The 25,843-nt window shown below is 61.0% G+C and carries 21 protein-coding genes and 2 tRNA genes; 9 read left to right on the top strand and 14 right to left on the bottom strand.

Going from position 1 to position 25,843, the window contains the following annotated elements:
- Window positions 1-49: 49 nt before the first annotated feature.
- Together GV829_RS11375 and mtgA are read left to right on the top strand one after the other, a co-directional pair.
- On the top strand, window positions 50-922 hold the full coding sequence (locus tag GV829_RS11375; protein WP_169946763.1) for a helix-turn-helix domain-containing protein: 873 nt from the start codon (window positions 50-52) through the stop codon (window positions 920-922).
- Between the two features lie 15 nt (window positions 923-937).
- On the top strand, window positions 938-1,615 hold the full coding sequence (gene mtgA, locus GV829_RS11370) for a monofunctional biosynthetic peptidoglycan transglycosylase (RefSeq protein ID WP_169946761.1): 678 nt from the start codon (window positions 938-940) through the stop codon (window positions 1,613-1,615).
- A gap of 130 nt (window positions 1,616-1,745) precedes the next feature.
- On the opposite strand, the gene GV829_RS11365 is transcribed toward mtgA, so the two are convergent.
- From GV829_RS11365 to GV829_RS11345, 5 genes are all read right to left on the bottom strand, one after another.
- On the bottom strand, window positions 1,746-5,000 hold the full coding sequence (locus GV829_RS11365; protein ID WP_169946758.1) for a TonB-dependent receptor: 3,255 nt from the start codon (window positions 4,998-5,000) through the stop codon (window positions 1,746-1,748).
- Window positions 5,001-5,334: 334 nt separating this feature from the next.
- Complete coding sequence (gene clpX / locus GV829_RS11360; protein ID WP_169946756.1) at window positions 5,335-6,606, bottom strand: ATP-dependent Clp protease ATP-binding subunit ClpX; 1,272 nt, start codon at window positions 6,604-6,606, stop codon at window positions 5,335-5,337.
- 187 nt (window positions 6,607-6,793) lie between these two features.
- Window positions 6,794-7,432, bottom strand: coding sequence for an ATP-dependent Clp endopeptidase proteolytic subunit ClpP (gene clpP / locus GV829_RS11355; RefSeq protein WP_169946754.1), 639 nt, complete (start codon window positions 7,430-7,432; stop codon window positions 6,794-6,796).
- Between the two features lie 155 nt (window positions 7,433-7,587).
- Complete coding sequence (gene tig / locus GV829_RS11350; protein WP_169946752.1) at window positions 7,588-9,144, bottom strand: trigger factor; 1,557 nt, start codon at window positions 9,142-9,144, stop codon at window positions 7,588-7,590.
- A gap of 100 nt (window positions 9,145-9,244) precedes the next feature.
- Window positions 9,245-9,329, bottom strand: a tRNA-Leu gene (locus tag GV829_RS11345).
- A 248-nt stretch (window positions 9,330-9,577) separates the two neighbouring features.
- On the opposite strand from GV829_RS11345, the gene GV829_RS11340 reads away from it, so the two are divergent.
- Window positions 9,578-9,763, top strand: coding sequence for a hypothetical protein (locus tag GV829_RS11340; protein ID WP_169946750.1), 186 nt, complete (start codon window positions 9,578-9,580; stop codon window positions 9,761-9,763).
- Between the two features lie 6 nt (window positions 9,764-9,769).
- Here GV829_RS11340 and gatB read toward each other — a convergent pair whose 3' ends face one another.
- The 4 genes from gatB to GV829_RS11320 form a co-directional block, all read right to left on the bottom strand.
- On the bottom strand, window positions 9,770-11,236 hold the full coding sequence (gatB, locus tag GV829_RS11335) for an Asp-tRNA(Asn)/Glu-tRNA(Gln) amidotransferase subunit GatB (protein WP_169946748.1): 1,467 nt from the start codon (window positions 11,234-11,236) through the stop codon (window positions 9,770-9,772).
- Between the two features lies 1 nt (window position 11,237).
- A complete protein-coding gene (gene gatA, locus GV829_RS11330; RefSeq protein WP_169946746.1) occupies window positions 11,238-12,722 on the bottom strand; it encodes an Asp-tRNA(Asn)/Glu-tRNA(Gln) amidotransferase subunit GatA in 1,485 nt (494 codons plus the stop codon).
- Between the two features lie 133 nt (window positions 12,723-12,855).
- On the bottom strand, window positions 12,856-13,158 hold the full coding sequence (gene gatC / locus GV829_RS11325; protein ID WP_169946744.1) for an Asp-tRNA(Asn)/Glu-tRNA(Gln) amidotransferase subunit GatC: 303 nt from the start codon (window positions 13,156-13,158) through the stop codon (window positions 12,856-12,858).
- Between the two features lie 115 nt (window positions 13,159-13,273).
- Window positions 13,274-15,013: a DUF4153 domain-containing protein gene (locus GV829_RS11320; protein ID WP_169946742.1), complete on the bottom strand. Its 1,740-nt coding sequence runs from the start codon at window positions 15,011-15,013 to the stop codon at window positions 13,274-13,276.
- A gap of 110 nt (window positions 15,014-15,123) precedes the next feature.
- Between GV829_RS11320 and GV829_RS11315 the strand changes: the two genes are divergently transcribed.
- The 5 genes from GV829_RS11315 to GV829_RS11295 are packed head-to-tail and all read left to right on the top strand — an operon-like array spanning window position 15,124 to window position 19,342.
- Complete coding sequence (locus tag GV829_RS11315; protein WP_169946740.1) at window positions 15,124-16,293, top strand: DUF3089 domain-containing protein; 1,170 nt, start codon at window positions 15,124-15,126, stop codon at window positions 16,291-16,293.
- A gap of 21 nt (window positions 16,294-16,314) precedes the next feature.
- A complete protein-coding gene (gene ruvX, locus GV829_RS11310) occupies window positions 16,315-16,779 on the top strand; it encodes a Holliday junction resolvase RuvX (protein ID WP_169948272.1) in 465 nt (154 codons plus the stop codon).
- On the top strand, window positions 16,776-17,072 hold the full coding sequence (locus GV829_RS11305) for a DUF1294 domain-containing protein (RefSeq protein ID WP_169946738.1): 297 nt from the start codon (window positions 16,776-16,778) through the stop codon (window positions 17,070-17,072). Before ruvX ends, GV829_RS11305 begins: the two co-directional genes overlap by 4 nt.
- A 51-nt stretch (window positions 17,073-17,123) precedes the next feature.
- Entirely contained in the window at window positions 17,124-18,119 is a 996-nt protein-coding gene (locus GV829_RS11300) for an aspartate carbamoyltransferase catalytic subunit (RefSeq protein WP_169946736.1), read from the top strand.
- Window positions 18,116-19,342 (top strand): dihydroorotase, encoded by a 1,227-nt coding sequence (locus tag GV829_RS11295; RefSeq protein WP_169946734.1) that lies wholly within the window; start codon window positions 18,116-18,118, stop codon window positions 19,340-19,342. Before GV829_RS11300 ends, GV829_RS11295 begins: the two co-directional genes overlap by 4 nt.
- A 57-nt stretch (window positions 19,343-19,399) precedes the next feature.
- On the opposite strand, the gene secF is transcribed toward GV829_RS11295, so the two are convergent.
- Genes secF through yajC form a run of 3 tightly spaced genes read right to left on the bottom strand, consistent with a single transcriptional unit; the run spans window position 19,400 to window position 22,362 of the window.
- A complete protein-coding gene (gene secF / locus GV829_RS11290; RefSeq protein WP_169946732.1) occupies window positions 19,400-20,392 on the bottom strand; it encodes a protein translocase subunit SecF in 993 nt (330 codons plus the stop codon).
- Between the two features lie 17 nt (window positions 20,393-20,409).
- A complete protein-coding gene (gene secD / locus GV829_RS11285; protein WP_169946730.1) occupies window positions 20,410-22,011 on the bottom strand; it encodes a protein translocase subunit SecD in 1,602 nt (533 codons plus the stop codon).
- Between the two features lie 24 nt (window positions 22,012-22,035).
- The gene (gene yajC, locus GV829_RS11280) at window positions 22,036-22,362 is read right to left on the bottom strand and encodes a preprotein translocase subunit YajC (RefSeq protein ID WP_169948269.1); all 327 of its coding nucleotides are present in this window, start codon (window positions 22,360-22,362) and stop codon (window positions 22,036-22,038) included.
- A 236-nt stretch (window positions 22,363-22,598) separates the two neighbouring features.
- On the opposite strand from yajC, the gene GV829_RS11275 reads away from it, so the two are divergent.
- Window positions 22,599-22,675 (top strand) — tRNA-Pro (locus GV829_RS11275).
- Between the two features lie 120 nt (window positions 22,676-22,795).
- Here the strand turns inward: GV829_RS11275 and GV829_RS11270 are convergent.
- Window positions 22,796-23,188, bottom strand: coding sequence for a hypothetical protein (locus GV829_RS11270; RefSeq protein ID WP_169946728.1), 393 nt, complete (start codon window positions 23,186-23,188; stop codon window positions 22,796-22,798).
- The gene (alaS, locus tag GV829_RS11265) at window positions 23,188-25,839 is read right to left on the bottom strand and encodes an alanine--tRNA ligase (protein ID WP_169946726.1); all 2,652 of its coding nucleotides are present in this window, start codon (window positions 25,837-25,839) and stop codon (window positions 23,188-23,190) included. The genes GV829_RS11270 and alaS overlap by 1 nt, the downstream gene beginning before the upstream one ends.
- Between the last annotated feature and the right edge of the window lie 4 nt (window positions 25,840-25,843).

The following is a 25,843-nucleotide window of genomic DNA, read 5'->3' as shown; positions in this document are numbered from 1 at the left end:
CATCATGCCAGTTCGACCAGTCGACCAAATGGACTTGTCCGTCCAGTTCATGCGTCCTGCCCCGTCCCTCGAAGGACTGGTTTCGGGCTATCATGTCTATTGCGCCGGTCCGCCGGGGAGCCCTGTCTGGCAAGAACTCTTCTTTCCCGGCTGGAGCAATATCCGGCTGACATTGGAGGATGGTGGCTGGCACTGCGCGCCGGTCGGAGAGCCGATGCGACCCGTTCCGGAAATCGCCCTGTTCGGCCCCGCCAGCCGTGGCGTGCACAGTCGTTCAACTGGCGGCTTGATGGTCGGTGCGGGCATAACCCCATTGGGTTGGCATCGTCTTTTCCGTGTGCCGGCACATGTTTTGACCGATTGCATTGTCCCTCTCTCGCCCCATATCGCGCACGTGCCGGAAGGATTGATAGAGCGCGCCCGGCACGATCCCTCACCTCAGGCTATCCAGCAGCTCTTTGACGAATGGCTCACAAGCTGTCTGCGCCCGGCGTCGCCAGTTGCCCCGTCCATTGCCGGCCTGTTTTCCAGACTGACCCATTCCGACGATAGCGAACTCGCTGATCTCCAGACTGTGCTTGATCTGAGCGCCAGCCAGTTGCGCCGTTTGGCCCGAAACCATTTTGGCCTGCCGCCGAAATTGCTGCTGCGTCGAACCCGCTTCCTCAAATCAATCAGCAGCATCATCAGCATGCCCGACACCAATTGGAGCGGGGTTATCGACCAGCGTTACTTCGATTATGCGCATTTCGTGCGCGATTGTCAGGAATTCCTGGGCATGGCACCCAGCAAATTTCTGGCTCTTGACCGACCAATGACACGCCTTTCGATGATGAAGCGCGCGGAACAGCTGGGTGCACCGCTTCAGGGTCTCCATCGACCGGATCCGGATCTTCTCCCCTTGCAACCGGCTGGCAACTAGGGGCAGATTTGCCCGATGATAAAAGCCCTACGGTTCCTGCTCCAATCCATCCTTTGGTTTGTCGGCCTCTCGCTTTTATGGGTTCTGGCCTATGCGGTTATTCCGCCGCCCACGACCTTGACGATGATGCTCGATGATCGCGGGGCCACCCGGGAATGGATGACTCTGGCGGAAATGGACCCGGACATGGCCAGAGCTGCAATCGCAGCAGAGGATGGCAATTTCTGCCGTCACAATGGTTTCGAGATCGAAGCGATCCGCGAAGCAATGCGCCGCAATGCTGAAGGAGGGAGGATGCGGGGCGGATCGACCATCAGCCAGCAAACCGCAAAGAACGCATTCCTCTGGCAAGGTAGCGGGGTCGCCAGCCGGGCCCTGCGCAAGATTCCCGAAGCATGGTTCACCTTCCTCATCGAGACTATCTGGGGGAAAAGGCGGATCATGGAGGTCTATCTCAACATCGCGGAAACCGGGATTGGCACTTATGGAGCCAATGCCGGTGCGCAACGCTATTTCGGTCATGATGCCAGCCGTCTTTCGCGCGAAGAAGCTGCTCGCATTGCCGCCGTCTTGCCGTTGCCCAAAAAGCGTGGCGCCGTGGCGCCCCGTGGATTCACGCGACGCTATGGCAACAGCATCATAGCCCGCATGCGGATTGTAGAAGGCAGCGGATTGGACAGCTGCTTGCGCTAACCATTCAAAAACATCACCAAACCATCTGGTGATTGACGAATCTGGCGTTCAACGGAGGTTGGAGAGACAAAAAGAAAGGGCGCGGCGACCTCAGCCACCGCGCCCTGTCTCGATTCACACTGTGTCCGGATCAGAACTCGAAGCGGACGCCAACGCGGATGCCGTACAGCGACTGGCGGGTGACCAGCACTTCGTTCGGCGCAAGCACGTTCGAGTAACGATACTGTGCACAGTTGGTCGCTGTGCTGGTGCTCACCGTACCAGCGGTGCCGGTCGGGGTCGCCGCGGTGAGGCAGGCTACACGAGCAAGCGCAGCCGTGTAGGGGAAGCCGACCTGGCGAAGGGCACCCCAATCGCTGTCGATCAGGTTCAGGACGTTCTCGATGTCGGCGAACAGCCGGATCTTGGCGCCGCCCAGCACCGGAACCGGAAGCTCCTGGCTGAGGTGAAGGTCGATCTTGAAGAAGTCCGGCGAGGTCTGGGAATTCTTCGGAACGACCGAACCACGGAAGCGATCGAGACCAAGCTGGGTCACCAGCGTGTTGAACGCCGCTTCGCTGGCTGCCGTGTCAAAGCTGACGCGGGGGTCGTTGAGCGTCGGGATATAGGCCAGAACGCGACCACCATTGCCGATCGTGCCCCAGGTCGCGAGACGACCTGAAGAATTGTCCAGCGCGGTGATGGAGTAGGGCCGACCCGAACGATATTCACCGAACAGCGAGATGCGGGTCTCGTTGTCGCCAAACAGCTCGCGACGGAAATCAACGCTGAACTTCCACTGATCGCGGATCTCATAGATCGAGCGGCCATAGGCAGCGAAGTTGGCGTCAGCAAAAGCGTTGTTCGAATAGAGGGAACCGGCGGTAGCCGAGGTCAGCGCGCCTTCGTCCTGTACATCCGAACGGGTGTAGCTGGCGTCGAACGACAGGCCAAAGTCGAACTCCTTGGCAACGCGCAACGAGCCAAAGATACCGCGGCCACGGAAGCTGTTGGTCATCAACAGATCCTGGTTGGTTCCCGTGACGCCTGGCAGGGCGCGATAGCGAACGCGGCCGTCCGGCAGCGTGCCACCCGGAACCGAACGGATGTCGGTCCAGGTATAGCCACGCAGATTCTCATCATAGAGGATCTGGGCACCGAACAGCCAGCCGTCACCCAGTGCACCAAGATCGGCTTCATAATCGGCCTGGAGCGAAGCCTTCAGCTTGCGGGCGACGTCGAGGTCGGGGTCAATGGCATTGGTCGGAGCCAGCGCCAGCGAACCGACGTTGGTCGCCAGGAAGTTGCCGACTTCACCCGGAATGGTGCGACCCGTCACGCCATTCAGACCAGCGCATGTGTTCGACGCGGCGCAGTTTGTCCGGTTGATGTCGATCGAGTTGGTCAGCAGACCGGTATTCGAGAAGCTGTTCGAAACGAACACGTCCGGCGTACCACCGGCAAAGATGCCGACACCCCCACGCACGATCAGCGCGTCCGAAGCCTGCCAGTTAAAGCCGAAGCGCGGCTGGAACACACCCTTGCCCGAGAATGTTTCGCGGTTCGAGAAACCATAGCGGCCCACGAAGTTCGGGTTGAGCGGCGGATAGGCGTCGTTATTGAACAGGTCATAACGAACACCTAGGGTGACCTGCAGCGTGTCGTTCACCTGCCAGTCGTCCTGCAGGCCGATCGTCCAGTTCTGCGTGCCAAAGCTGGCGGCAGCATCGTTCGGATCGAGGCTCGGCACCGCACCACCCAGACGCAGGCGGTTGGCATTGCGGGCCTGAAGATCAGCAACCGAGTCGAAGTAGAAATCGCCGAGGCTGCGCTGCAGGAACAGGTTGAACACGCTCACATTGGTGTAACCCACCATGAACTTGAACGAGTGATCGCCGGCTTCATAGCGTGCGGTGAAATCAACCGAGAGATTCTCGGTGTTGAGATCGTTCGACTGGCGCGAAACGTCCGGACCAAAGAACAGACGCGAACCGCCGCACGAAATGGCCGTGTTGGTGCCGGCATTGATCGAGGTCGGATCAAGACAGACTTCAAACTGGCCGAAACCACGACCGCCGAATGGCGTCTGATCGCGGTTATAGTCGCGATAGGACACGCGCAATTCGCTGGACAGGTCGTCTGACCAGGTCGAGTTCAACTGGAACACGCCCGAATTCACTTCTTCGGACAGTTCATACCCGTTCGAGAACAGGCCGAGGGCGAAAGGAGCAGTGGTGAAGGTGTTCTGCTGGAACTGCTGGGTCCCGACGTTGCGGATATAGGTCAGCGACGCACGATGATCATCGGTGACGTTCCAGTCGAGCTTGGCAACGATCTTCTCGTCCGTCTCGGTGGCATTCTGGATCTGGCCCAGCGTATCATAGCCATAAACCGACTGGGCAATCGCGCTGACCTGGTCGATCTGGGCCTGGGTGATACCGGGGACCTGGTTCGAGAAGCCTGCGCCGACGCCATTATCAAACGGATCGCTTTCCTCGGTGCGCTCATAGGTCAGCGCAAAGAACAGGCGATCACGAACGATCGGGCCAGAGATATGGCCGCCGTACTGCTTCGAATCGAAATCGAGCGAAACGGCGCGGCCGCGGGTGCTGTCACCGGTCAGGCTGTCGTCGGTGTAGGTGAAGAAGCCTGATCCACGGAAGCGATTGCCACCCGAACGCAGCACGACGTTGATCGCGCCACCCTGGAAGTCACCTTCGGCGACATCATAAGGAGCGGTCTTGACCGAGAATTGTTCGATGGCGTCGAACGGCACTGGCCCGCGCGAGGTCGGCAAGCCACCGTTGTTGAGGCCGAAGTCGTCACTGAACTGCACACCGTCGACCGAGAAGCGGTTCAGACGGCCGTTGTTACCGGCGATTTCAATGGTGCGCGAGTTGGACAGGTCCATCGTCACCAGCGGGTCACGACGGGCAAGGTCACGAATGTCGCGGTTGATCGAGGCGGCCCCTTCAATCTCGGTGCGCCCCAGAGCCGTGATCGGACCAGTCGAGGTTTCCAGAGCACCGCCCAGATTGGCGGCGGTCACGATGATATCGTTGCTGGCCTGCAGCACGATTGGCAGGCGGAAGGCCTGACCGGCAGTCAGGTTGAGGTCGGTGATGGTCGAGGTTTCGTAACCGCTCGCGTCAACGGTAACCGTGAAGGGCCCGCCAATACGCAGACCATTGGCCGAGAAGCTGCCATCCGAGCCGGTCGTGGTGCGGACCGTCGTGCCCGAGGGGCCGTGAGTGATGACAACCGTCGCGCCGGTCACCGGGGCGCCTTCGGCCTCGACGGTACCGCGCACAGCAGCGGTGGTTTCCTGTGCCGCGGCTGGCGATGCCATGGCTGTAGCCAGCGAAAGGCCCGCCACGCTGGCGGCAAGATAAATGCGCATGCTCATGCTGAATCCCCTGAAACAATCGTGCAACCTGAAACGGCTGGCAACGGGCTGGACCGCTCGGCTCGCCCCTTGCCTTGTCTTCCGGTCCCGCTGTTTGCCTCAGCATCCTCAACTGGTGCGGGTATCCGGCAACCCCTTCGCATTGGACAGCCAATGTGTCGGGACTGTTACATGGCGGGGCCCCTATCAAGCCCGAAGCACCGCGTCACGCTGTGGCATGCCACTGAATCAGGAAAATCAATGCCGCCATGGCAGAAAGGAGCGGAATTCCGCAGAATTCCACTCCTTTGACGCAGTGCAAAAATGCAACAATGAAAAAGATTCGTCCTCTGCCTCAGGCAGCGTCGCCCGCCCCTGCCCTTGCAGCTTCGGCAAACACGCGAATCGGTTCCTTGCTGCCGGCTACGACATCCTTGTCGATGACCACTTCACTGACGCCATCAAGCTGCGGCAGGTCGAACATGGTATCAAGCAGGATCGCCTCGACAATCGAACGCAGACCACGAGCGCCCGTCTTGCGCTGGATCGCCTTGCGGGCAATCGCCACCAGCGCATCATCCGTGAAGGTCAGGCCAACCTCTTCCAGCTCGAACAACTTGCGGTACTGCTTCACCAGAGCATTCTTCGGCTCTGACAGGATCTTGACCAGCGCCGATTCGTCCAGGTCTTCGAGCGTCGCAATGACCGGCAAACGACCGACAAATTCCGGGATCAGGCCAAACTTCAGCAAGTCCTCTGGTTCGACATTGCGCAAAACCTCCCCGGTGCGCCGCTCCTCGGGTCCCGCAACATGCGCTCCGAATCCGATGGATTTGCCCTGCATGCGGTCGCCGATGATCTTTTCCAGACCAGCAAAGGCGCCGCCGCAAATGAACAAAATATTGGTCGTGTCGACCTGAAGGAACTCCTGCTGCGGATGCTTGCGTCCACCCTGAGGCGGAACGCTGGCCACAGTGCCTTCCATCATCTTGAGCAGTGCCTGCTGCACGCCTTCACCCGACACGTCGCGGGTAATCGACGGATTCTCGGCCTTCCGGCTGATCTTGTCGATCTCGTCGATATAGACGATGCCGCGCTGGGCCTTTTCGACATTATAGTCGGCGGCCTGCAAAAGCTTGAGAATGATGTTCTCGACATCCTCACCCACATAGCCCGCCTCGGTCAGGGTGGTCGCATCGGCCATCGTGAAGGGCACGTCAAAGGTGCGCGCCAGCGTTTGCGCCAGCAAGGTCTTGCCGCAACCGGTCGGACCGACAAGCAAGATATTCGACTTTGCCAGTTCGACGTCATCACCCTTGCCCGAGTGATTGAGCCGCTTGTAGTGGTTGTGCACCGCGACCGACAGCACGCGTTTGGCGGCAAACTGGCCGATCACATAGTCATCGAGGACATCGCAGATTTCGCGGGGGCTCGGCACGCCGCCGCCCTTGCGCGGTGCGGCCGCACCTTTGGCTTCTTCACGGATGATGTCGTTGCACAGCTCCACGCATTCATCACAGATGAACACGGTCGGCCCAGCGATCAGTTTGCGTACCTCATGCTGCGACTTCCCGCAGAAACTGCAATAGAGGGTGCTCTTGGAATCCGAGCCGCTCAATTTCGTCATAAATCACTCGTCCAGACGGCGTTAGATTGCCGGTCGCCCCCCATCCTAAGCGCGGGCGACAAGAATACAATAAGACAAATGGGTGAACGGTTGAGGTTAAGCGGGACAGACTGTCCCGTGTTGGCTGCAACCTGTCACGTCTGCCTGTGGGGGCTGGCACCAGCCAACCCCGCGGGCCGGGACCGGATCAGGCCCCGGCAACTGCGTCAGTGCCAGTGGGGCGCTTTTCAAAGACCAGATCGACCAGGCCGAATTCCTTGGCCTCTTCCGCCTCGAGGAACGTGTCGCGGTCCATCGCCTTTTCCACCTTTTCGAGCGGCTGGCCCGTATATTTCACATAGAGCTCGTTCATCCGCTTGCGGATGCGCAGGATCTCGCGCGCCTGGATCTCGATGTCGGATGCCATACCACGCGCACCGCCTGACGGCTGGTGGATCATCACGCGGGCATTCGACAAGGCCACACGCATGCCCGGCTCACCGGCGGCGAGCAGGAAGCTCCCCATGGACGCGGCCTGACCGATGCACACCGTGCCGACGCGCGGACGGATATATTGCATCGTGTCGTGGATCGCCATGCCGGCGGTCACCACGCCACCCGGCGAGTTGATGTACATGTAAATGTCCTTGGTCGGATTTTCCGATTCCAGGAACAGCAACTGCGCAACGATCAGCGAGGCCATATTGTCCTCAACCTCGCCCGTGACGAAAACGATGCGCTCACGCAGCAGGCGCGAGAAAATGTCGAAGCTGCGCTCACCGCGATTCGACTGTTCGATGACGATCGGAACCAGCGCGTTGGTGATGGTGTCAAACGGATCGTGCATGGTTCGTATCTTCCTTCTCAAACTCTTCAGCTCTCTCGCCCTACATCGGACGCAACGCAGGCCCGTTCAAGAGGGGCCGATATCTCAGGACAATTATTGACAGCCCGTTACCAAACCGCCGGCCCTTCTGGTGAAGTGGCCGGCGGTGGGTATCATCAGTCCTTCTTGGCGGCCTTCTTGGCCGGAGCCTTCTTTGGCTTCTCCGCGGCTTCGGCTGCAGGTGCCTCGTCAGCCTTGGCCTTCTTGGCCGCCGGCTTCTTCGCCGGCTTGTCTTCTGCGGCAGCCTCGTCAGCCTTGGCCTTCTTCGCCGGAGCCTTCTTGGCCTTGGGCTTTTCGTCATGGCTGTGGTCGTGGCCACAGCCCGGGCCATGGACATGGCCGTCGTCGTCAGCTTCGATCGCCGCTTCCAGCTCTTCGCGGGTCACTTCACGATCAGTGATCGTCGCCTTGTCAAACAGGAAGTCTACGACCTTGTCCTCGAACAGCGGCGCGCGCAGCTGGGCAGCCGCCAATGGATCCTGCTGGATATATTCGACGAAACGCTGGCGGTCTTCCGGACGATACTGCTGCGCGGCCTGAGCGATCAGGCGGTTCATTTCCTGCTGGGCAACCGTCACGCCATTGGCCTGACCGATTTCCGAGAGGAGCAGGCCGAGGCGGACGCGACGTTCGGCAATGCCACGATACTCATCCTTGTCCTTTTCCAGCTCTGCCTTGGCGGCCTCGACATCGTCCTCACGCAGGGCTTCCTGCTCAAGCTGCTGCCAAATCTGGGCATATTCGGCTTCGACCATGGTCGGCGGGACCGGGAAATCATGGGCGGCGGCCAGCTGGTCGAGCAGGCGACGCTTCATGTGGGTGCGGGTCAGACCATTCAGCTCCTGTTCGGCTTGATCCTTGAGGATACCGCGAAGCTGCTCCATGCTTTCCAGGCCGAGCTGCTTGGCGAAATCGTCGTCAGCCCTTGCTTCGGCGGGCACCTTGACCGCCTTGACCTTGATCGCGAACTGGGCGGCCTTGCCCTTCAGATTCTCTGCCTGATAATCCTCAGGGAAAGTGACATTGAGCGTCCGCTCTTCGTCGATCTTGGCCCCGATCAGCTGGTCTTCAAAACCCGGAATCAGCATGCCCGAACCGATTTCGACCGCCATGTCTTCGCCCTTGCCGCCATCGAACAGCACGCCGTCGACACTGCCTTCAAAGTCGATGACAACCTGATCGCCGCTCTTCGCCTTGTGCTTGGCAGGGGCATCTTCAAACTGCTTCATCTGGCCAAGCAGACGCTGAACCTGCGCGTCAATCGCGGCTTCATCGGCCGGCACGGTCAGGCGCTCGAGCACGATATTGTCGAGCGAGGGAAGTTCGAATTCCGGGAGCACTTCCAGCTCAACCGTGACTTCGGCATCCTTGCCATGGGCATAGCCTTCGCCCAGGGCGACGCTCGGCTGCATCGCCGGACGCAGCTTTTCGGCGCGCATCAGCGTATCGACGCCTTCCTGCACCGACTTTTGCAGGGCTTCACCAGCCAGCGCTTCGCCGTGGAGCTTGCGCACCAGATTGGCAGGCACCTTGCCGGGGCGGAAACCGGGCATGCGCACGGTCGGCGCAATGGCCTTCAGTTCCTCAGTCACCCGGGCTTCAATGTCCTGAGCGGTGATGGTCAGCGAATAGGCGCGCTTCAGGCCCTCGTTCAACGTTTCGACATGCTTCATCGTCTTATCCGGCGCTTTCTCAATCGACCTGCATCAAATGCAGCAAAAACTCTGTTCAACCGGCCCTCCGCGACGCGAAGGCCCTGTCAGGCATGGCAACTGGTGCGGGCGAAGGGACTCGAACCCCCACATCTTGCGATACTGGTACCTAAAACCAGCGCGTCTACCAATTCCGCCACGCCCGCCTGTCTGCCCCGGCCATGCGCGTTCCGCGCACGAACTGGACCTCGGCGGTTCGCCGGTCGGGCGGCTCTATAGCAGCGAGGGGGGATAGGGCAAGGGGCGAGTCCCCTCCCCTGTGAAAGCCCCTGTGCCTTCTTGCTCCAAACGGTCCCGTCATGCGCCAGATCAATGACGTGGAACTGTCAGCCTGCCAGACCGTAGGGGACAGAACCGGTGGACCCTTGCGGTTCGCCATCCCGGGAGAATGACCATGGCCACCAGCCCACGACCCGACACGATCAACCCGCAATCACCTGACGAGACACCCGCAACGCCGTCACCGGTGGAACAACCCGTTCCCACTGGGCCGGATGCGACGCCCCCCGAATCCCTGCCGGATGGTGGCGATACCGTCTATCCGGGCCGCGGCCCGCAGGAGCTACCTGCCGCGCCCTGACCGGTGTCAACCCAGCTTGGCGCGGATCACCTCATTGACCATCTTGGGATTGGCCTTGCCGCCCATCGCCTTCATCGTCTGCCCCACGAAGAATCCGAACAGGGCTTCCTTGCCCGCCCGATACTGCTCGACCTTGTCGGCATTGGCGGCGAGCACCTCGTCAACCGCCGCCTCGATCGCGCCAGTATCGCTTGTCTGCCTGAGGCCATCGCGCTCGACAATGACCCCAGCCGTATCGCCGGTTTCCAGCATTTTCTCAAAGACCTGCTTGGCAAGGCTGCCAGACAGGGTGCCGTCATCGACCAGCGCCAGCAACTCGGCTGCCTGCGTCGGGCTCACCGGGCTGTCGCTGATCTCGCGGCCCAACCGGTTGAGCGCGCCGAATAGCTCGGAGGTTACCCAGTTGGCGGCTGCCACAGGCTTGGCGCCTGTATCCAGCAACGCATCGAACCAGCGCGCCGCCTCGACTTCCGCCGTCAGAACACCCGCAGCATAGGCGCTTATGCCTGCGCCTTCGTACCGTGCCCGTTTGGCGTCGGGCAGCTCGGGCAGGCTCGCCCGGCATTCGGCGACAAAGGCATCGTCGAGCACCAGCGGCAACAGGTCGGGATCGGGGAAGTAGCGATAGTCATGCGCATCCTCCTTGGATCGCATCGACCGCGTCACGCCCTTGTCGGGATCGAACAGCCGCGTTTCCTGCACCACCGTGCCGCCGCTCTCGATCAGCTCGATCTGGCGTTTCGCCTCATACTCAATCGCCGCCATGACAAACCGCACCGAATTGACGTTCTTGGTCTCGGTCCGCGTCCCGAATTCCTCGCCCGGTTTGCGCACCGAAACGTTGACGTCGGCACGCATCGAGCCTTCTTCCATGTTTCCGTCGCACGAACCGACATAGCGCAGGATCGAACGCAGCTTGCGGACATAGGCACCCGCTTCCGCCGGCGAGCGCATGTCCGGCCGGCTGACAATCTCCATCAACGCCACGCCCGACCGGTTGAGATCGACAAAGGACATCGACGGATGCTGGTCATGCATCAGCTTGCCGGCGTCCTGCTCGACGTGGATCCGCTCGATGCCAATGCGCTTCGCCTCCGGGATGCCCGCCTTCTCATCCGCCTCGATTGTCAGCGAGCCTTCGCCAACAAGTGGATGATACAGCTGGCTGATCTGGTAACCCTGCGGCAAGTCGGCATAGAAATAATTCTTGCGGTCGAACCGGCTCCACTGGTTGATCTCGGCCTCGATGGCGAGACCCGTGCGCACCGCCTGGCGGATGCATTCACGGTTCGGCACCGGCAGCATCCCCGGCATCGCCGCGTCGACGAGGCTCACCTGCGTATTGGGCTCGGCCCCGAAAGCGGTGGCCGCGCCAGAGAAGAGCTTGGCCTGCGTGGTGATCTGGGCATGGACTTCGAGGCCGATGACGACCTCCCACTCACCTGTTTCGCCCTTGATACGATAGTTGCTCATCTTACCACCACTTGTCCGCGCGCGCGTTGAAGCCGCTGCGCTGTTCTATTGCGAGGCCGGCGTTGAGAACGCCCTGCTCGTCAAATGCCCTGCCGATGATCTGGAGGCCCAGCGGCAACCCTTGGGCATCGAGTCCGCCGGGTACCGACATCGCCGGCAGGCCGGCAAGCGACGCTGGCACCGCAAACACGTCGTTGAGATACATCGACAGCGGATCAGCGGTCTTGTCGCCGAGGCCAAATGCCGCGCTCGGCGCGGTTGGCGTCAGGATGACGTCGCAACTGTTCCAGGCCTGTTCGAAATCCCGGGCGATCAGCGCCCGCACCTTCTGCGCCTGCGTGTAATAGGCGTCATAGAAGCCCGCGCTCAACACATAGGTGCCGATCATGATGCGCCGTTTGACCTCGGGGCCAAAGCCCGCCGCCCGCGTCGCCGCATACATGTCCTGCAAACCCGCACCCTGCGGCAGGTCACGCAGGCCATAGCGAACGCCATCATAGCGGGCGAGGTTCGACGAGGCTTCGGCCGGGGCGATGATATAATAGGTCGGCAGCGCATATTTGGTGTGCGGCAGCGAGATATCGACGATCTCCGCGCCCGCGTCCTTCAGCCACTTGATCCCATCATCCCACACCCTGGCGATATCGGCGTCGATGCCATCAACGCGATATTCCTTGGGAATGCCAACGCGCTTGCCCTTGAGGTCGGCGTTCAGGCCTGCTTCCCACTGCGGCACCGCCATGTCGAGGCTGGTCGCATCCTTGGGGTCAAAGCCGGCCATGGCTTCGAGCATGATCGCGCAATCGCGCACGTCACGCGCCATCGGCCCGGCCTGATCGAGGCTCGAAGCAAAGGCGACGATGCCCCAGCGCGAACAGCGGCCATAGGTCGGCTTGATACCCGAAATGCCGGTAAAGGCCGCCGGCTGGCGGATCGACCCGCCCGTGTCGGTACCGGTCGCCGCCGGGCACAGCCGTGCGGCAATCGCCGCCGACGAGCCACCCGACGATCCACCCGGCGCCAGCGGAGCCGTATCGCCATTGTTGCGACGCCAGGGCGAAATCACATTGCCGAAATAGCTCGTTTCGTTCGACGACCCCATGGCAAACTGGTCGAGGTTGAGCTTGCCCAGCATCCCGGCACCCGCCGCCCACAGCTTGGCCGACACGGTCGATTCATACTGGGGTACGAAACCCTCAAGCATGTGGCTCGCCGCCGTGGTCTGCACGCCCTGCGTCGCGAACAAATCCTTCATGCCAATCGGCACGCCGGCCATTGCGCCCAGCGTCTCACCCTTGGCCCTCGCATCGTCGGCAGCCTTGGCAGCAGCAAGCGCATGCTCCGGCGTCTTGACGATAAAGGCATTCAGCGCGTCCGCGCCATCCACCGCAGCGTTGAAAGCGGTGGCCACCTCGACAGCCGAAAAGCTGCCATCGCGCACACCATCGCGGATCGCGGCAATGCCAAGGTCGGTCAGGTTGGTCATATCAAAATCTCTCGAAGTTCCCCGGCCAAGGCCGGGACCCAGAGCGGGATCGCATTCCGGTTTTCGTTTCTGGATCCCGTGCCAGTCGCCACTGCGCGGCTGCACGGGATGATCGGATTCATGCCTTTGGCACTCACTCAATCACCTTGGGCACGCCGAAAAAGCCATGTTGCGGTTCAGGGGCATTGGCCAGCACCTTGTCACGCACATTGCCACCGGTCAGCGGATCGGCATTGACCACATCGTCCCGCAACCGCAGCGTGTTGGGGATCACCGCTGTCATCGGCTCCACACCGGTCACATCCACTTCACCCAATTGCTCTACCCAGCCGAGAATATTGTTGAGTTCGGGGACCAGGGCTTCAACCTCGGCATCGCTCACGGCGATGCGGGCTAGCTTGGCGATCTTGGTCACGGTGGCATTATCGACAGACATGCTGGCGCATCATCCTTGGCTTGCAAAAGTGCGGAGATCAGCCGCTAGCAGGGGGAGCCGCTTGCTTCAAGCGCCAACCCCGCGACCCGGTCCTGTCAGCCCGGCCGCCGCTGCCCTATTCGAACTCATCCCCGACCGGCTGGCCATTGACGTACACCTGTCGCCGGCTGACCGGGCGCGCCTCAATCCGGACGGCTTCCAGATCACCGGTCAGCTGGGAAGCCCCGCTGTTGAGGTAATTGCTCGACCATTGGGCACCATCCTCAGCGGAGGTGAACAGCACGACCAGGGGATATTCGCCTTCCTCGCGACCAGACACCAGCACGAAACGTTCATCGTCTATCCACTGCACAAGACATGTTCCGGCGCCGCACAGACCCATCTGGCGGATGACTCTCACGGCAGCGTCAGGCACGGCGCGTCCTGCGGGACGGATCACCATCGCCTGCCTGATCGTGGCACTGTCGGGCGCGTTGCGCTGCGCATTCGCAAGCCTGTAGCGGTCCTCGGCCTTAAGCGCCTCACCAGCCAGTTCGCGCTGATCCGCCGGACCAGTGCGAGCGAGACGCTCCAGCGCCGCCCGCCCGGCCGGACCGAAATCAAACGCCATCGCTGCCCAGTCAAAATCGGCCGGTTTGACCGCACCGGATTGCAGCCGTGACAGCTGGTCGCGCGCCGAAATCGCTCCAAAGTCAACAATCGGTAGCGAAAGCAACAACGCCAGCCCACAAACTGCCAGCGCCAGCCGCGTTTCCAGGATCCGAAGCAGGGAGGAAAAGCCGAGCCGCTGACGAATCACCGCCCACCAGCCCGCAATCCCATAGGCCAAGGCAATCAGCGCCGACAGCAGACCCCAGATGCGTTCAGGCGTCCAACCATATTGCCCGATCCGCAACCAAAGGGCTGAAACGGCCAGCAGCGCCAACGGAAGCACTACCAGCGCCAGGACCAGTGCCGACCAGAGCAAAACCGGTTGAACCGGCTTGGCCTCCCCGTCTCCAACCTCATCGCCATCCTTTGGGCCAATCGCGGCATTGAGCAAAATGAAGCATCCTGCCGCTGCAAGCAGGGTCAATACCGCCGCCGATACCCAGCCATCCCACAGCCCGGCGAGTCCAGTGACTGGCAGGGAAAGCAGGAAGAGAACCAGCGCAAAAGCCAACACCGGCGCCAGAACCGAAAGAATGATCCGCACCAGCCGCTGCATGGTGCCAACCAATGCATCCCGCTCGCGCAGGATGCCGACCGCCGCGCCAAATGCGGAACCGGCGAGCATCAGGCCGAACCAGCCTTCCTTGAGCAGGTTAGAGAAAAATTCGATGCCAATCAGGTCGAACAGACCAGCGATCAGGGCAAACAGCGCAAAGCTTATTCCCACGAAAACCATGCCGGTCGCACCGATTACCGCGTCGGTCCATGCATGCATCTGCACCGCCAATGGCGGGAAGCGCCAACCGCCCTCGTCACGTGCCGTCTGGAACAGTGGGGCGGCCAGCAAAACGGCGAATATCGACGCCAGAAACGACAGGCTGACCAGTTCGAAACCACGGTTATAGCCCAGGGATGACCAGCCAACAAAAGCGATGATCGCGCCCCAGAACAGGGCAAAGCCAGTCGCCCAGTGGAGTCGGCGAAGCTCCACTGTCATGATGAAGCTGATTGCGGCCACAGCGACGAATGTCGCTGTTACCGACCATCCGCGGGACAGCGCCATGTCCTGCCCTGATTGATCGGCCGAGGTAACCGCCCACCAGAATATCCAGCCTGCTGCTGTGCCGACCATGGCCATGATCCATGGCCGCGCGGCCCAGGGAATGTCGCGGACATCGATACGTTGACTGCTGCCTTCGGCCATGGCCCGCTCTCCCGGTCTGATCACAATCACTCTGGCATTGCGCGCCCCGGACTGGCAACCTATTTCGCCGGATGCCGGGTGGTGCGCGCGGCGGATGCAAAGGATGGCCTGTGGTCCGGAAATTCCTCTATCTGGTGGCGTTTGTTATCGCCCTGGTTATCGTTCTTGCTGTCGCCTATCGCCTCAACCCCGGTCCGTTCATGCGGGCGGCGATGGTACCAACAGAGGAGTTTCGCGAACCCCAACCGCTGCGGCAAGGCTATGCCGAAAATGCCATGTGGATCGCTCGAGCCGGCATGACCGGCGATAATCCCACCCTTTGGATGCCGCGCGCTATCGACACGGCTACCCGCGACCCTGCCGAAGGCCCTGTGGCCAATCCGCCGCGCGTTCCGGTCGAACCGGAACGCGGCAATGCTGCCATCTTTTTCATACACCCAACCAGCTATCTCAAGCGGGATCATTGGAATGCGCCGCTGGATGACGCCGAAGCCAATTGGCGAGCTTTGCTGTTCGTTCGTGGCATGGCCTCGACGATGGCCGGGGCCGGCGATGTCTGGGTGCCCCGCTATCAACAGGCGGCCATGGGCGCCTTTTTGACAGAGGATACAGATACCGCCAATCGTGCCCTGAATGTCGCCTACGGCGATGTCTCGGCTGCCTTTGATCAGTTCCTTGCCGATGTCGGTCCGGATCGGCCGATCATCCTCGCCGGGCACAGTCAGGGCGCGCTGCACCTCACGCGCCTGCTCAGAGACAAGGTAGCCGGGCGGCCCATCGCCTCGCGTATTGTCGCCGCATATGTGGTCGGCTGGCCTGTGTCGGTTCGCCACGACCTGCCGCGGATGGGCCTGCCGGCTTGCGAAGGGCAGGAAAGCACCAATTGCGTGCTCGGTTGGCAGACCTTTGCCGAACCCGCAGATCCCTCGTTGATACTCGAAGTGTATGACAACAGCATCGGATTTGATGGGCAGTCACGTCGCGACAGTGCGATGCTGTGCGTCAATCCCATCAGTGGCACGGCAAACGGCACTGCCCCCCGTTCGGCCAATCTCGGGACTGTCAAGGCGGACGACGGCTTTGCCGATGGCACTCTCTTCCCTGGAGCGACGGGTGCCCGCTGCGACGGCGGGCGCGGTTTCCTCTTGATCGGCGAAGGCCCGGAGGTCGGACCCTTTGTCCTGCCCGGCAACAATTACCATGTCTTCGACTATCCCCTGTTCTGGGCCAATGTCCGCGCTGACGCACGGCGACGGCTGGCCGCGTTTCAGGCACGCTGAGGGGTGACCGAGGCACCAGTCCTGCTGACAGAGGATGTCGCCGCCTTCTCCGCCGCCCTGCCTGAGGGAGGACGGCTCATCGGCCTGGATGTCGGGACAAAAACCATCGGCACGGCACTTTGTGATGCCGGCTGGTCCTTTGCCACTCCTGCCGATCTGGTCAGGCGGACCAAATACTCGGCTGATCTGGCCAGCCTGACGGCACAAGTGCAGCGCGAACATGTTGTTGGCCTGATCGTGGGCCTGCCTCTCAATCTCGACGGCAGTGACAGCCCGCGTACCCAGTCGGTCCGCGCCTTTGCCCGCAATATCCGCAGCCTTGGCCTGCCTATCCTGCTTTGGGATGAACGTTGGTCAACCGCTGCTGTCGAACGGGCAATGATCGCCGCCGACATGAGCCGGGCCAAACGGGCCGAGCGCGTCGACAATGCCGCCGCCGCCTATATCCTCCAGGGGGCCCTCGATGCACTGGTCAGGCAGGCATGAGCCGAACCGAGATCGCGTTCTATTGGTTGCTGTTCGCCAGTTTCACCGGATTCGCCCTGATGGTCTGGGACAAGCATCAGGCGAAAACCGGGGGTTGGCGGGTTGCGGAGTCGACCCTGATTTTCTGGGCTGTCGTCGGCGGCGCCAATGGCGTCTTTGCCGCTCAGCAGATTCTCCGTCACAAAACGACAAAACAGCCTATTTCCAGTATCTTGACTACTTTGGTCGTGATCGAAATCCCACTCTGTCTGACCCTCTATTTCTACGCGTCGCAGCTACTTCCACGCCCCTGATCCACCCTCCCCTTGCACCAGCCCCTGCCGCGGCGTAATGGCTTCGCTTTAATGACATCGCCACCGCCCGCCCCCTTCAGCCGCTACCCAGCCGGGTCAGCAGCCTTCCCGCATCCTCACCTGCTCGGCCTTGCCGGACTGCAGCCATGGGAAATCAGCTTCCTGCTCGATGAAGCCGAGCGCTGGGTCGATCTGGGGCGCAGTGGCGCCGTCAAAAAAGCCGACGTCCTCCACGGCCTCACGGTGATCAACGCCTTCTTCGAAAACAGTACCCGCACACTGCTCAGTTTCGAAATCGCAGGAAAACGCCTCGGCGCCGATGTGGTCAACATGCATGTTGCCCAATCCAGCGTCAAAAAAGGCGAAACGCTGATCGACACAGCGATGACGCTCAACGCCATGCGCGCTGACGCGCTGGTTATCCGGCACATGAGTTCCGGCGCCGTCGCGCTGATTGCTGACAAGGTGGACTGCCCTGTGCTTAACGCCGGCGATGGTTGGCACGAACATCCCACGCAGGGCTTGCTCGACGCCCTCACCATTCGCCGCCGCAAGGGTCGCCTTGACGGCTTGATTGTGGCGATTTGCGGAGACATCCGCCACAGCCGTGTTGCTCGCTCAAACATGATTGGCCTTGCGACCATGGGTGCACAGGTGAGAGTCGCAGGGCCGGCCACACTCGTGCCGCAAGAGGTTGAGCTGCTGGGTGCCCAGCGGTTCACGCGCATCGAGGATGCGCTCGACGGCGCGGATGTTGTGATGATGCTCCGCCTGCAGAACGAACGGATGGATGGAACTTTCATTCCCAGCGCCCGCGAATTTCATGCTCTGTTCGGCCTGACCGCAACCCGTCTCGCGCTGGCCAAGCCCGATGCCTTGGTCATGCATCCCGGACCGATGAACCGGGGCGTCGAAATTGACAGCGCAATAGCCGACGATCCTGAACGCTCTGCGATTACCGAGCAGGTGGAGATGGGCGTTGCGGTCCGCATGGCTTGCCTCGATGTCCTGACCCGCAAGGCACGCGGTGCGGAGGGCTGGGCATGAGCATGATGCTGATTATCAATGCCCGCCTTGTGCGATCAGACGCCGATGTATCGCAAAGCGGCACGTTGCTCGTCGAGAATGGCCGCATCGCCGCGATCAATCCGGACGCGGCTTCACTCGATGTCGAGACTTTTGACGCTCGGGGCCAATTGCTCGCACCTGGCATTATTGACCTTGGCGTTTTCGCAACGGATCGCCGCGCCTTTCATTTCGGTGGCATCACGCGTGCGGCCCTGATGCCGGATGGTCCACCGGTACTGGACAATCCCGGCCTCATCGAACGCGCTGCCAAGGGTGGCAAGCCTGACCTTTGGGTTCATCCATTGGCCGCAGCAACCCGCGGCCTCGATGGCAGGGAACTGGCCGAGGTGGGCTTGATGCAACGCGCAGGAGCGCGGGCGGTTGCAACGGGCAGGCATAGGATTGCCGATGCAGGCGTGATGGCCCGACTGCTGTCCTATGCCAGCGCATTGGGGCTTACCACCATTGTCCATAGCGAGGATGAAGGTCTCACCCGCAATGCCGTAGCTACCGAAGGGGAAATGGCTTTGCGCTTGGGATTGCCAGCGGCTCCGGCCTTGGCCGAAGCGATGGCGATCGCCCGGGACCTGACGCTGGTGGAGCAGACCGGCGCACCAGTCCATTTCAGACAGGTAACCACGGCTCGTGGATTTGATCTCATCCGGTCGGCAAAAGCTGCCGGGCTGCCAGTGAGCTGCGGCATTACCCCAGCTCACTTGTTGCTTTCGGAGGTCGCACTTGGCGAATGGCGAACCTTCTCCCGCCTTTCCCCACCGCTTCGCCACGAGCGAGACAGACAGGCAGCGCTTCAGGCACTCTCCGACGGAACAATTGATGTTTTGGCATCAGGCCATGATCCACGCGGACCAGAGGACAAGCGCCTTCCTTTCGCGGATGCCGCGCCTGGCATGGCCGGGGCAGAAACCTTGTTGGCATCCGGCCTCGGCTTCGTCCGCGACGGCCTGATCAGCCTGCAACGATTGTTTGAACTACTTTCCGCCGCTCCGGCTCGATTGCTGGGCGTTTCGGCTGGCAAACTTGAACTGGGCCTGGAAGCCGACATGATCTTGATCGACTCCGAAGTACCCTGGCAAGTCGACGCACGGCGGATGCCCGGTCTTGCAGGAAACACGCCATTTGACGGCCTCCCCGTCCAGGGTCGTGTTACCGCTGTCTGGAAGGGCGGCAATCGCGTCGCCTGACACCAGCTGTGCTGCCAAACAGGCACCCCGCCGGATCAGCGGGGCTTCTGCGCCGCTTCAGACCACTGCCCCCGCGTTCGGGTCTACCGGCTTGGCCGTTGGTTCCGTCTCACTCTGCGCCAGGAAGCTGTCCGGGCCGACTTTGAGCCAAACTAGGATCGGCGCCGCCATGTAAATTGACGAATATGTGCCGACAAAGATGCCCAGCAGCATAGCGATCGAGAATCCGAAAATGACTTCCGGTCCCAACAGCACCAGAGTTGCCAAGGCCAAAAGCATCGTCAATGAGGTCATAACGGTTCGGGCGAGGGTCTCGTTCACCGACAGGTCAAGCAACTCGACCATTCGCATCTTGCGATACTTCCTCAAATTTTCCCGAATGCGGTCGTAAACGACGATGGTATCGTTCAACGAATAGCCAATGATGGTCAGCAAAGCCGCCACGACATTCAGGTTGAACTCAAGCTGGGTCAGCGCAAAGAATCCAAAGGTCAATGCGACGTCGTGGAAAAGGGCAAAAAGCGCTCCGACACCGAACTGCCATTCAAACCGGAACCAGATATAGATTGAGATAGCCAGCATAGCGAGCGCCAGCGACCACGCGCCCGTGCTCAGCAGTTCTCCCGACACCTTCCCGGACACCGTATCCACCGAACTGACCTGAGCGTCAGGATAGCTGCGTTGAATGGCTGTCACCAACTGCTGGGCCGCGCGATCTGCCGCTGCCTTGGCATCGACAGCACTCATGTTCGATGTGTCGGGAAGCGGCATACGAATGGCAACATCGGTAGGTTTGCCAAAGGTCTGCACGCTGATGTCACCTTCGGACAGTGACGAAAGCTGATCACGCAAACGATCGACATTGGGCGCTTGCGCAAATTCCACACGCACCATCTGGCCGCCGGCAAAGTCAACGCCGAAATTGAGCCCACGTACAGCGACAAGCGCAATCGATCCCAAAATCGTGATGATCGAAATGATCATGGCAACATTGCGCCATTTGAGAAACTGGATGTTGGTATTGTCAGGAACGAGCTTGAGAAGCTTCATGATTCAGCCCTTTTCCGTCAAATATTGATGGTGGCCGGTCGTGCTGACCGGAACCAACGGGCGACAAACATGCGGGTTACCGTCACGGCAGTGAAGACTGATGTGATGATCCCGATGGTCAACACCACCGCAAATCCCTTGATCGGACCGGTACCGAACGCAAACATGAGAGCCGCAGCGATAACATTGGTAATGTTGGCGTCAAAAATGGCGCGACTGGCCTCGGTATAGCCTGTTTCGATCGCTGCCAGCGGCTTTCGGCCGCGATTGAGTTCTTCCCGGATACGTTCGTTGATCAGCACGTTCGCGTCAACGGCCGCGCCAATGGTCAACACAAAGCCTGCGATACCGGGCAGAGTGAGGGTTGACCCCATGATGGCCATGGCACCAACGATCATCAGAATATTGAAGACCAGCGCGATGTCCGCATAGAGGCCAAACCGCCCATAAACGACAAGCATGAATCCCAGTGTCAGCAAGGTGGCGATAGCCGCTGCGATGGCGCCCTTTTCAATCGATTCCTTGCCTAAGTCAGGACCGACTGTCCGTTCCTCGACCACCGTCAGTTTGACCGGCAGCGCCCCTGACTTCAGGGATATGGCCAAGGCATTGGCAGATTCAGTGGTAAAGCCGCCACTGATCTGGGCATTACCGCCATTGATCGGTTCATTGATCGATGGTGCTGACAAGACCTGACCATCCAGCAGCATGGCAAAACGTTTGCCGACATTTTCCCGGGTAACACGAGAGAAGATCGTCGCACCCTGGCTATTGAACGTGATGTTGACGACGGCCCGGCCAGTCTGCTGGTCAAACCCCTGTTGCGCGTCTTCAAGCTGGTCACCAGAGATCATCACCTGGCGGCTGACGATCTCCATGCCCTGGCCGTTGGCATAAGGCACAACTTCGCTGCCAACCGGCGGCACGGCTGGAACCGGTTCACCCGCAGCGGGGTCAACAGTAACCATCCGGAATTCGAGCCGCGCGGTTTTTCCCAACAAGTCCTTAAGGTCCTTGGGGTCTTGAAGGCCCGGTACCTGCACCACGATGCGATCATTGCCTTGCAACACAATCGTCGGTTCACGGGTGCCAAGCGCATTGACCCGCTTTTCGACGATGTCACGCGCCCCGACCATCGCATCCGTGACAAACTGGTCAAGACCGGCACGGGTCTGAGTCATCACCACACGAGTGGAGTCCCGCACTTCTATCGTCCAGGTTCGTTCACCGGACAAGCCGGCACCTGTCGTCAGCGCATTCAGCCGCTCTCGTACCTCATCGATCTTGCTGCTGTCGCGCACGAGGAAAGAAATGCTGTTCGCCGAACGCACGAGATCCCCGATGGAAATGTCATCAGCGCCGCCCGGTTGACCGCGCATGGCTTCACGGATTGACCGTTCCATCGCATCAATGCGCTGCTTGCGGACATCCAGTATGTCAGCCTCGAGCATGATGTGACTGCCACCAGCCAGATCGAGACCAAGATTGACTTTGGGCCGCAAGGATTCGGGCCAGCCATCGGTCCACTGAGACGGCAACAGCGTCGGAGCCGCGAGAATTGCGCCGAGCACCACCGCGAGCGAAACAAGGATGGTTTTCCAGCGAGGGAAGTCGAGCATGTATCAGGCTCCGGTTGGCCGGGTTCAGTCGTTTGCGGGCTTGCCGGTCGCCGTAAGAACATCGCTGAGCGTTGTTTTGACGACCTTCACCTTTACGCCATTGGCGATTTCGACCTCGAGTTCGCTGTCATCGACCTTGGTAACTTTACCAATGATGCCGCCACCAGTGACCACCATGTCGCCCCGCTTGGTCGCGGCAAGCTTTGCGGCATGTTCCTTCATCCGCTTTTGCTGGGGACGGATGAGGAAGAACCAGAATACGGCACCGAGCAGGACAAATTGGGCAATCAGCATCACGGTCGAACCGGTGCTGCTGGCAGAGGCAGTGGCCTGGGCATGTGTCAGGAACAAGGTCATGGCATTCTTTCAAAATGGCTTGCCGGGAAGGCTGGTCCAAAAGTCCGGCACCATCGCTAGATGGTACCTCAACGTCCGGACGCAAGAGAGCGCGCGACTATCACGCCGGCCATGTCGGCGCAACAACTACCCCGTGACGCCTGCCATGACCGGCCAAAGCGGGAGCCTCAATTTTCTCACCCGCTTGGCTTGCATACTCGGCACGGCAGGGCTAGAGGCGCGGCTCCGGTCGGGACGTAGCGCAGCCTGGTAGCGCATCACACTGGGGGTGTGGGGGTCGCAGGTTCGAATCCTGTCGTCCCGACCAATTATCCTTTGCAACGCGAGAAACACTGCCCTGATGGGCACTCCGATCATTATCATGATATGGCGATCATTATCATGATATGGCCGATGCCATTTAGGACGACCCTTGGACGCCTCTGGTTCAACGAGCAGAGGGTGTCTGCACGGGCAAATGATGTTCCTCCAGTCCCTGCCCCCAATCGGCGCGCAGGGTGACGCCGGCCTCGGCCGGCTCAACAGCCACCAAAGCCGGTGGCCGGCCCTGTCCGTCGCCGGCGAGCTCAAAGAAGATACCATTCAGTCCGCGACGAATCTGTGGCGTTTGCGCCGGTTCGCAGGCGCCGTTCCGGCAACGGGCGAGTTCAGCAAAAGGGCTGTCGCTGCCACGCTCCAATGTCAGGACAAAGCCCGCCTGCGGTGACCCATAGGTCCCCGCGGCGATCGCGTCGCGCTTCAGATTTTCGGCGCGCTGTTCCTCAATGCTGGGGCTGCATCCCGCCAGCACCAAGGCAACAGCCGCGAGGGCCTGCCGCATCAGCCGACCAGCGCCGCCTTGACGGCGTCCACCGCAGCCTGAGCCGCGGACCCGTCCGGCCCGCCGCCCTGCGCCATGTCCGGTCGACCGCCGCCGCCCTGGCCGCCAAGGGCGGCAACGCCAGCCTTGACCAGATCGACCGCATTGGCCTTGCCGGTTGCATCGTCGGTCACGCCAACCGCGATCGAGGCCCGGCCATCATTCACGGCGACAAGCACGGCCACGCCGCTACCAACCCGTCCCTTCATCTCGTCGACCGTGGCACGCAGTCCCTTGGGATCAAGCCCTTCGACGATCTGGGCGAGAAAACCGATACCGTTCACCTGCTCCACAGATGCCACAGGTGCTCCAGCAGCGCCGCCGCCACCCAGTGCCAGAGCCTTTTTGGCCTCGGCAAGTTCGCGCTCAGCCTTGCGGAGCGCATCGGACAGGGCTGCCACACGCGACGGCACCTCATCCGGGGTCGTCTTGAGGGTTGCGGCGGCAACCTTGAGCGCCTCCTCACGTCCGCCCAGATACTGGCGAGCCGCCTCACCAGTCAGCGCTTCGATGCGTCGCACACCGGACGAAACGGCACTCTCGCTGACAACCTTTATCAGGCCGATGTCGCCCAGCGCTCGGACATGCGTGCCGCCGCACAGTTCTACCGAATAGCTCTTGTCAGTCGCGCGACCCATCGACAGGACGCGGACCTCATCGCCATACTTCTCTCCGAAGAGAGCCATGGCACCTGCGGCAATGGCATCATCCGGGGTCATCAGCCGGGTCGTCACGGCATCATTGCCGCGCACCTGGGCATTCACATCGGCCTCAATCCGGGCAATCTCATCGGCCGACACCGCTTTGGGGTGGCTGAAATCAAAGCGCAGCCTGTCTTCGGCAACCATGCTCCCCTTTTGCGTCACATGGGCGCCAAGATGTTCCCGCAGCGCCGCGTGAAGCAAATGGGTCGCCGAGTGGTTAGCCCGCAAACGGTCCCTCCGGGCCGAATCGACACTCAGCTTGACCGCATCACCGACCCGCACCGACCCTGCAGTAACGCTCACCTGGTGCGTGTGGAGCCTGCCAAGAGGCTTGCCGGTGTCACTGACCATTGCCGCAAAACCACCGGCACCGCTCATCGTGCCTGCATCACCCATCTGGCCACCGCTTTCACCATAGAAAGGCGTCTGGTTGGTGAGGATGATTCCGTTTTGGCCTGCTGACAGGCCGTCGACTTCCGCACCATCATGCACGATGGCGACAACCTCGCCTTCACCTTCATCACTGGAATAGCCGATGAATTCAGTGGCACCGAAGCGCTCGGCAATGTCGAACCAGATATCGTCCGAGGCCTTGTCACCCGACCCCTTCCAGGCAGCGCGGGCAGCAGCTTTTTGCTGGGCCATGGCAGCGTCGAAACCAGCGCGGTCAACGCCAATGCCCTGCGTTCGCAGGGCGTCTTCGGTCAGGTCATAAGGGAAACCATAGGTATCATAGAGGCGGAAGGCGACATCGCCCGCCAGGGTAGCACCCTCGCCCATCCCGGCAGTTGCCTCGTCAAGCAGCTTGAGGCCCTTGTCGAGAGTCTGACGGAAACGGGTCTCCTCTCGCTCCAGCGTTTCGACGAGCAGCGGCTGGGCCCGCAGCAGTTCGGGATAGGCACCGCCCATTTCGGCGACCAGCGCGGGCACCAGGCGGTGCATCAGCGGGTCCTTCGCGCCAAGCAGATGGGCGTGGCGCATTGCACGGCGCATGATGCGGCGTAACACATAGCCGCGCCCTTCATTGGCCGGCAGCACGCCATCAGCCATCAGGAAGCCGGCGGAACGCAAATGGTCGGCAATCACCCGGTGGCTCGCCTTTTGCCCGTCGACCGCCTTGGTTCCGGTCAGCTCCTCCGATGCCGCGATAAGCGCGCGGAACGTGTCCGTGTCATAATTGTCATGGACGCCCTGCATGACGGCCGCGATCCGCTCCAGCCCCATGCCGGTGTCGATCGACGGACGCGGGAGATCACGCACGATCTCACCCGCTTCCTGCTCATGCTGCATGAAAACCAGGTTCCAGATTTCCACGAACCGGTCGCCATCCTCATCAGGCGAGCCGGGCGGGCCACCGAAAATATGGTCGCCATGATCATAAAAGATCTCGCTGCACGGACCGCAGGGACCATTGTCACCCATCGACCAGAAATTATCCTTGGTCGCGATGCGGATAATGCGCTCATCGGGCAGGCCGGCGATCTTTTGCCACAGGCCGAATGCCTCGTCATCCGTGTGATAAACGGTGACGGTCAGCCGGTCCTTGGCGAGGCCCCAGTCGCTGGTCAGCAGCGTCCATGCATGGGTAATCGCCTGTTCCTTGAAATAGTCGCCGAAGGAGAAATTCCCCAGCATTTCAAAGAAGGTGTGGTGGCGTGCGGTGTAGCCGACATTGTCGAGGTCATTATGCTTGCCCCCGGCACGAACGCATTTCTGGGAGGAAGCAGCCCGCGTATAGCTACGCTTTTCCAGACCGGTGAACACATTCTTGAACGGCACCATGCCGGCGTTGGTGAACATCAACGTCGGGTCATTGTGCGGCACCAGCGGTGCTGACGGAACGGCTTCGTGCCCGTTGCTCGCGAAATAATCGAGAAATGAGCGGCGGATATCGTTGGTCGAAGTCATGGCT

It is taken from the genome of Sphingomonas lacunae (assembly GCF_012979535.1).
GTDB lineage: Bacteria > Pseudomonadota > Alphaproteobacteria > Sphingomonadales > Sphingomonadaceae > Sphingopyxis > Sphingopyxis lacunae.
The sequence above is the reverse complement of the archived record's forward strand: the minus strand, read 5'-3'. Positions and strand labels throughout refer to the sequence as shown.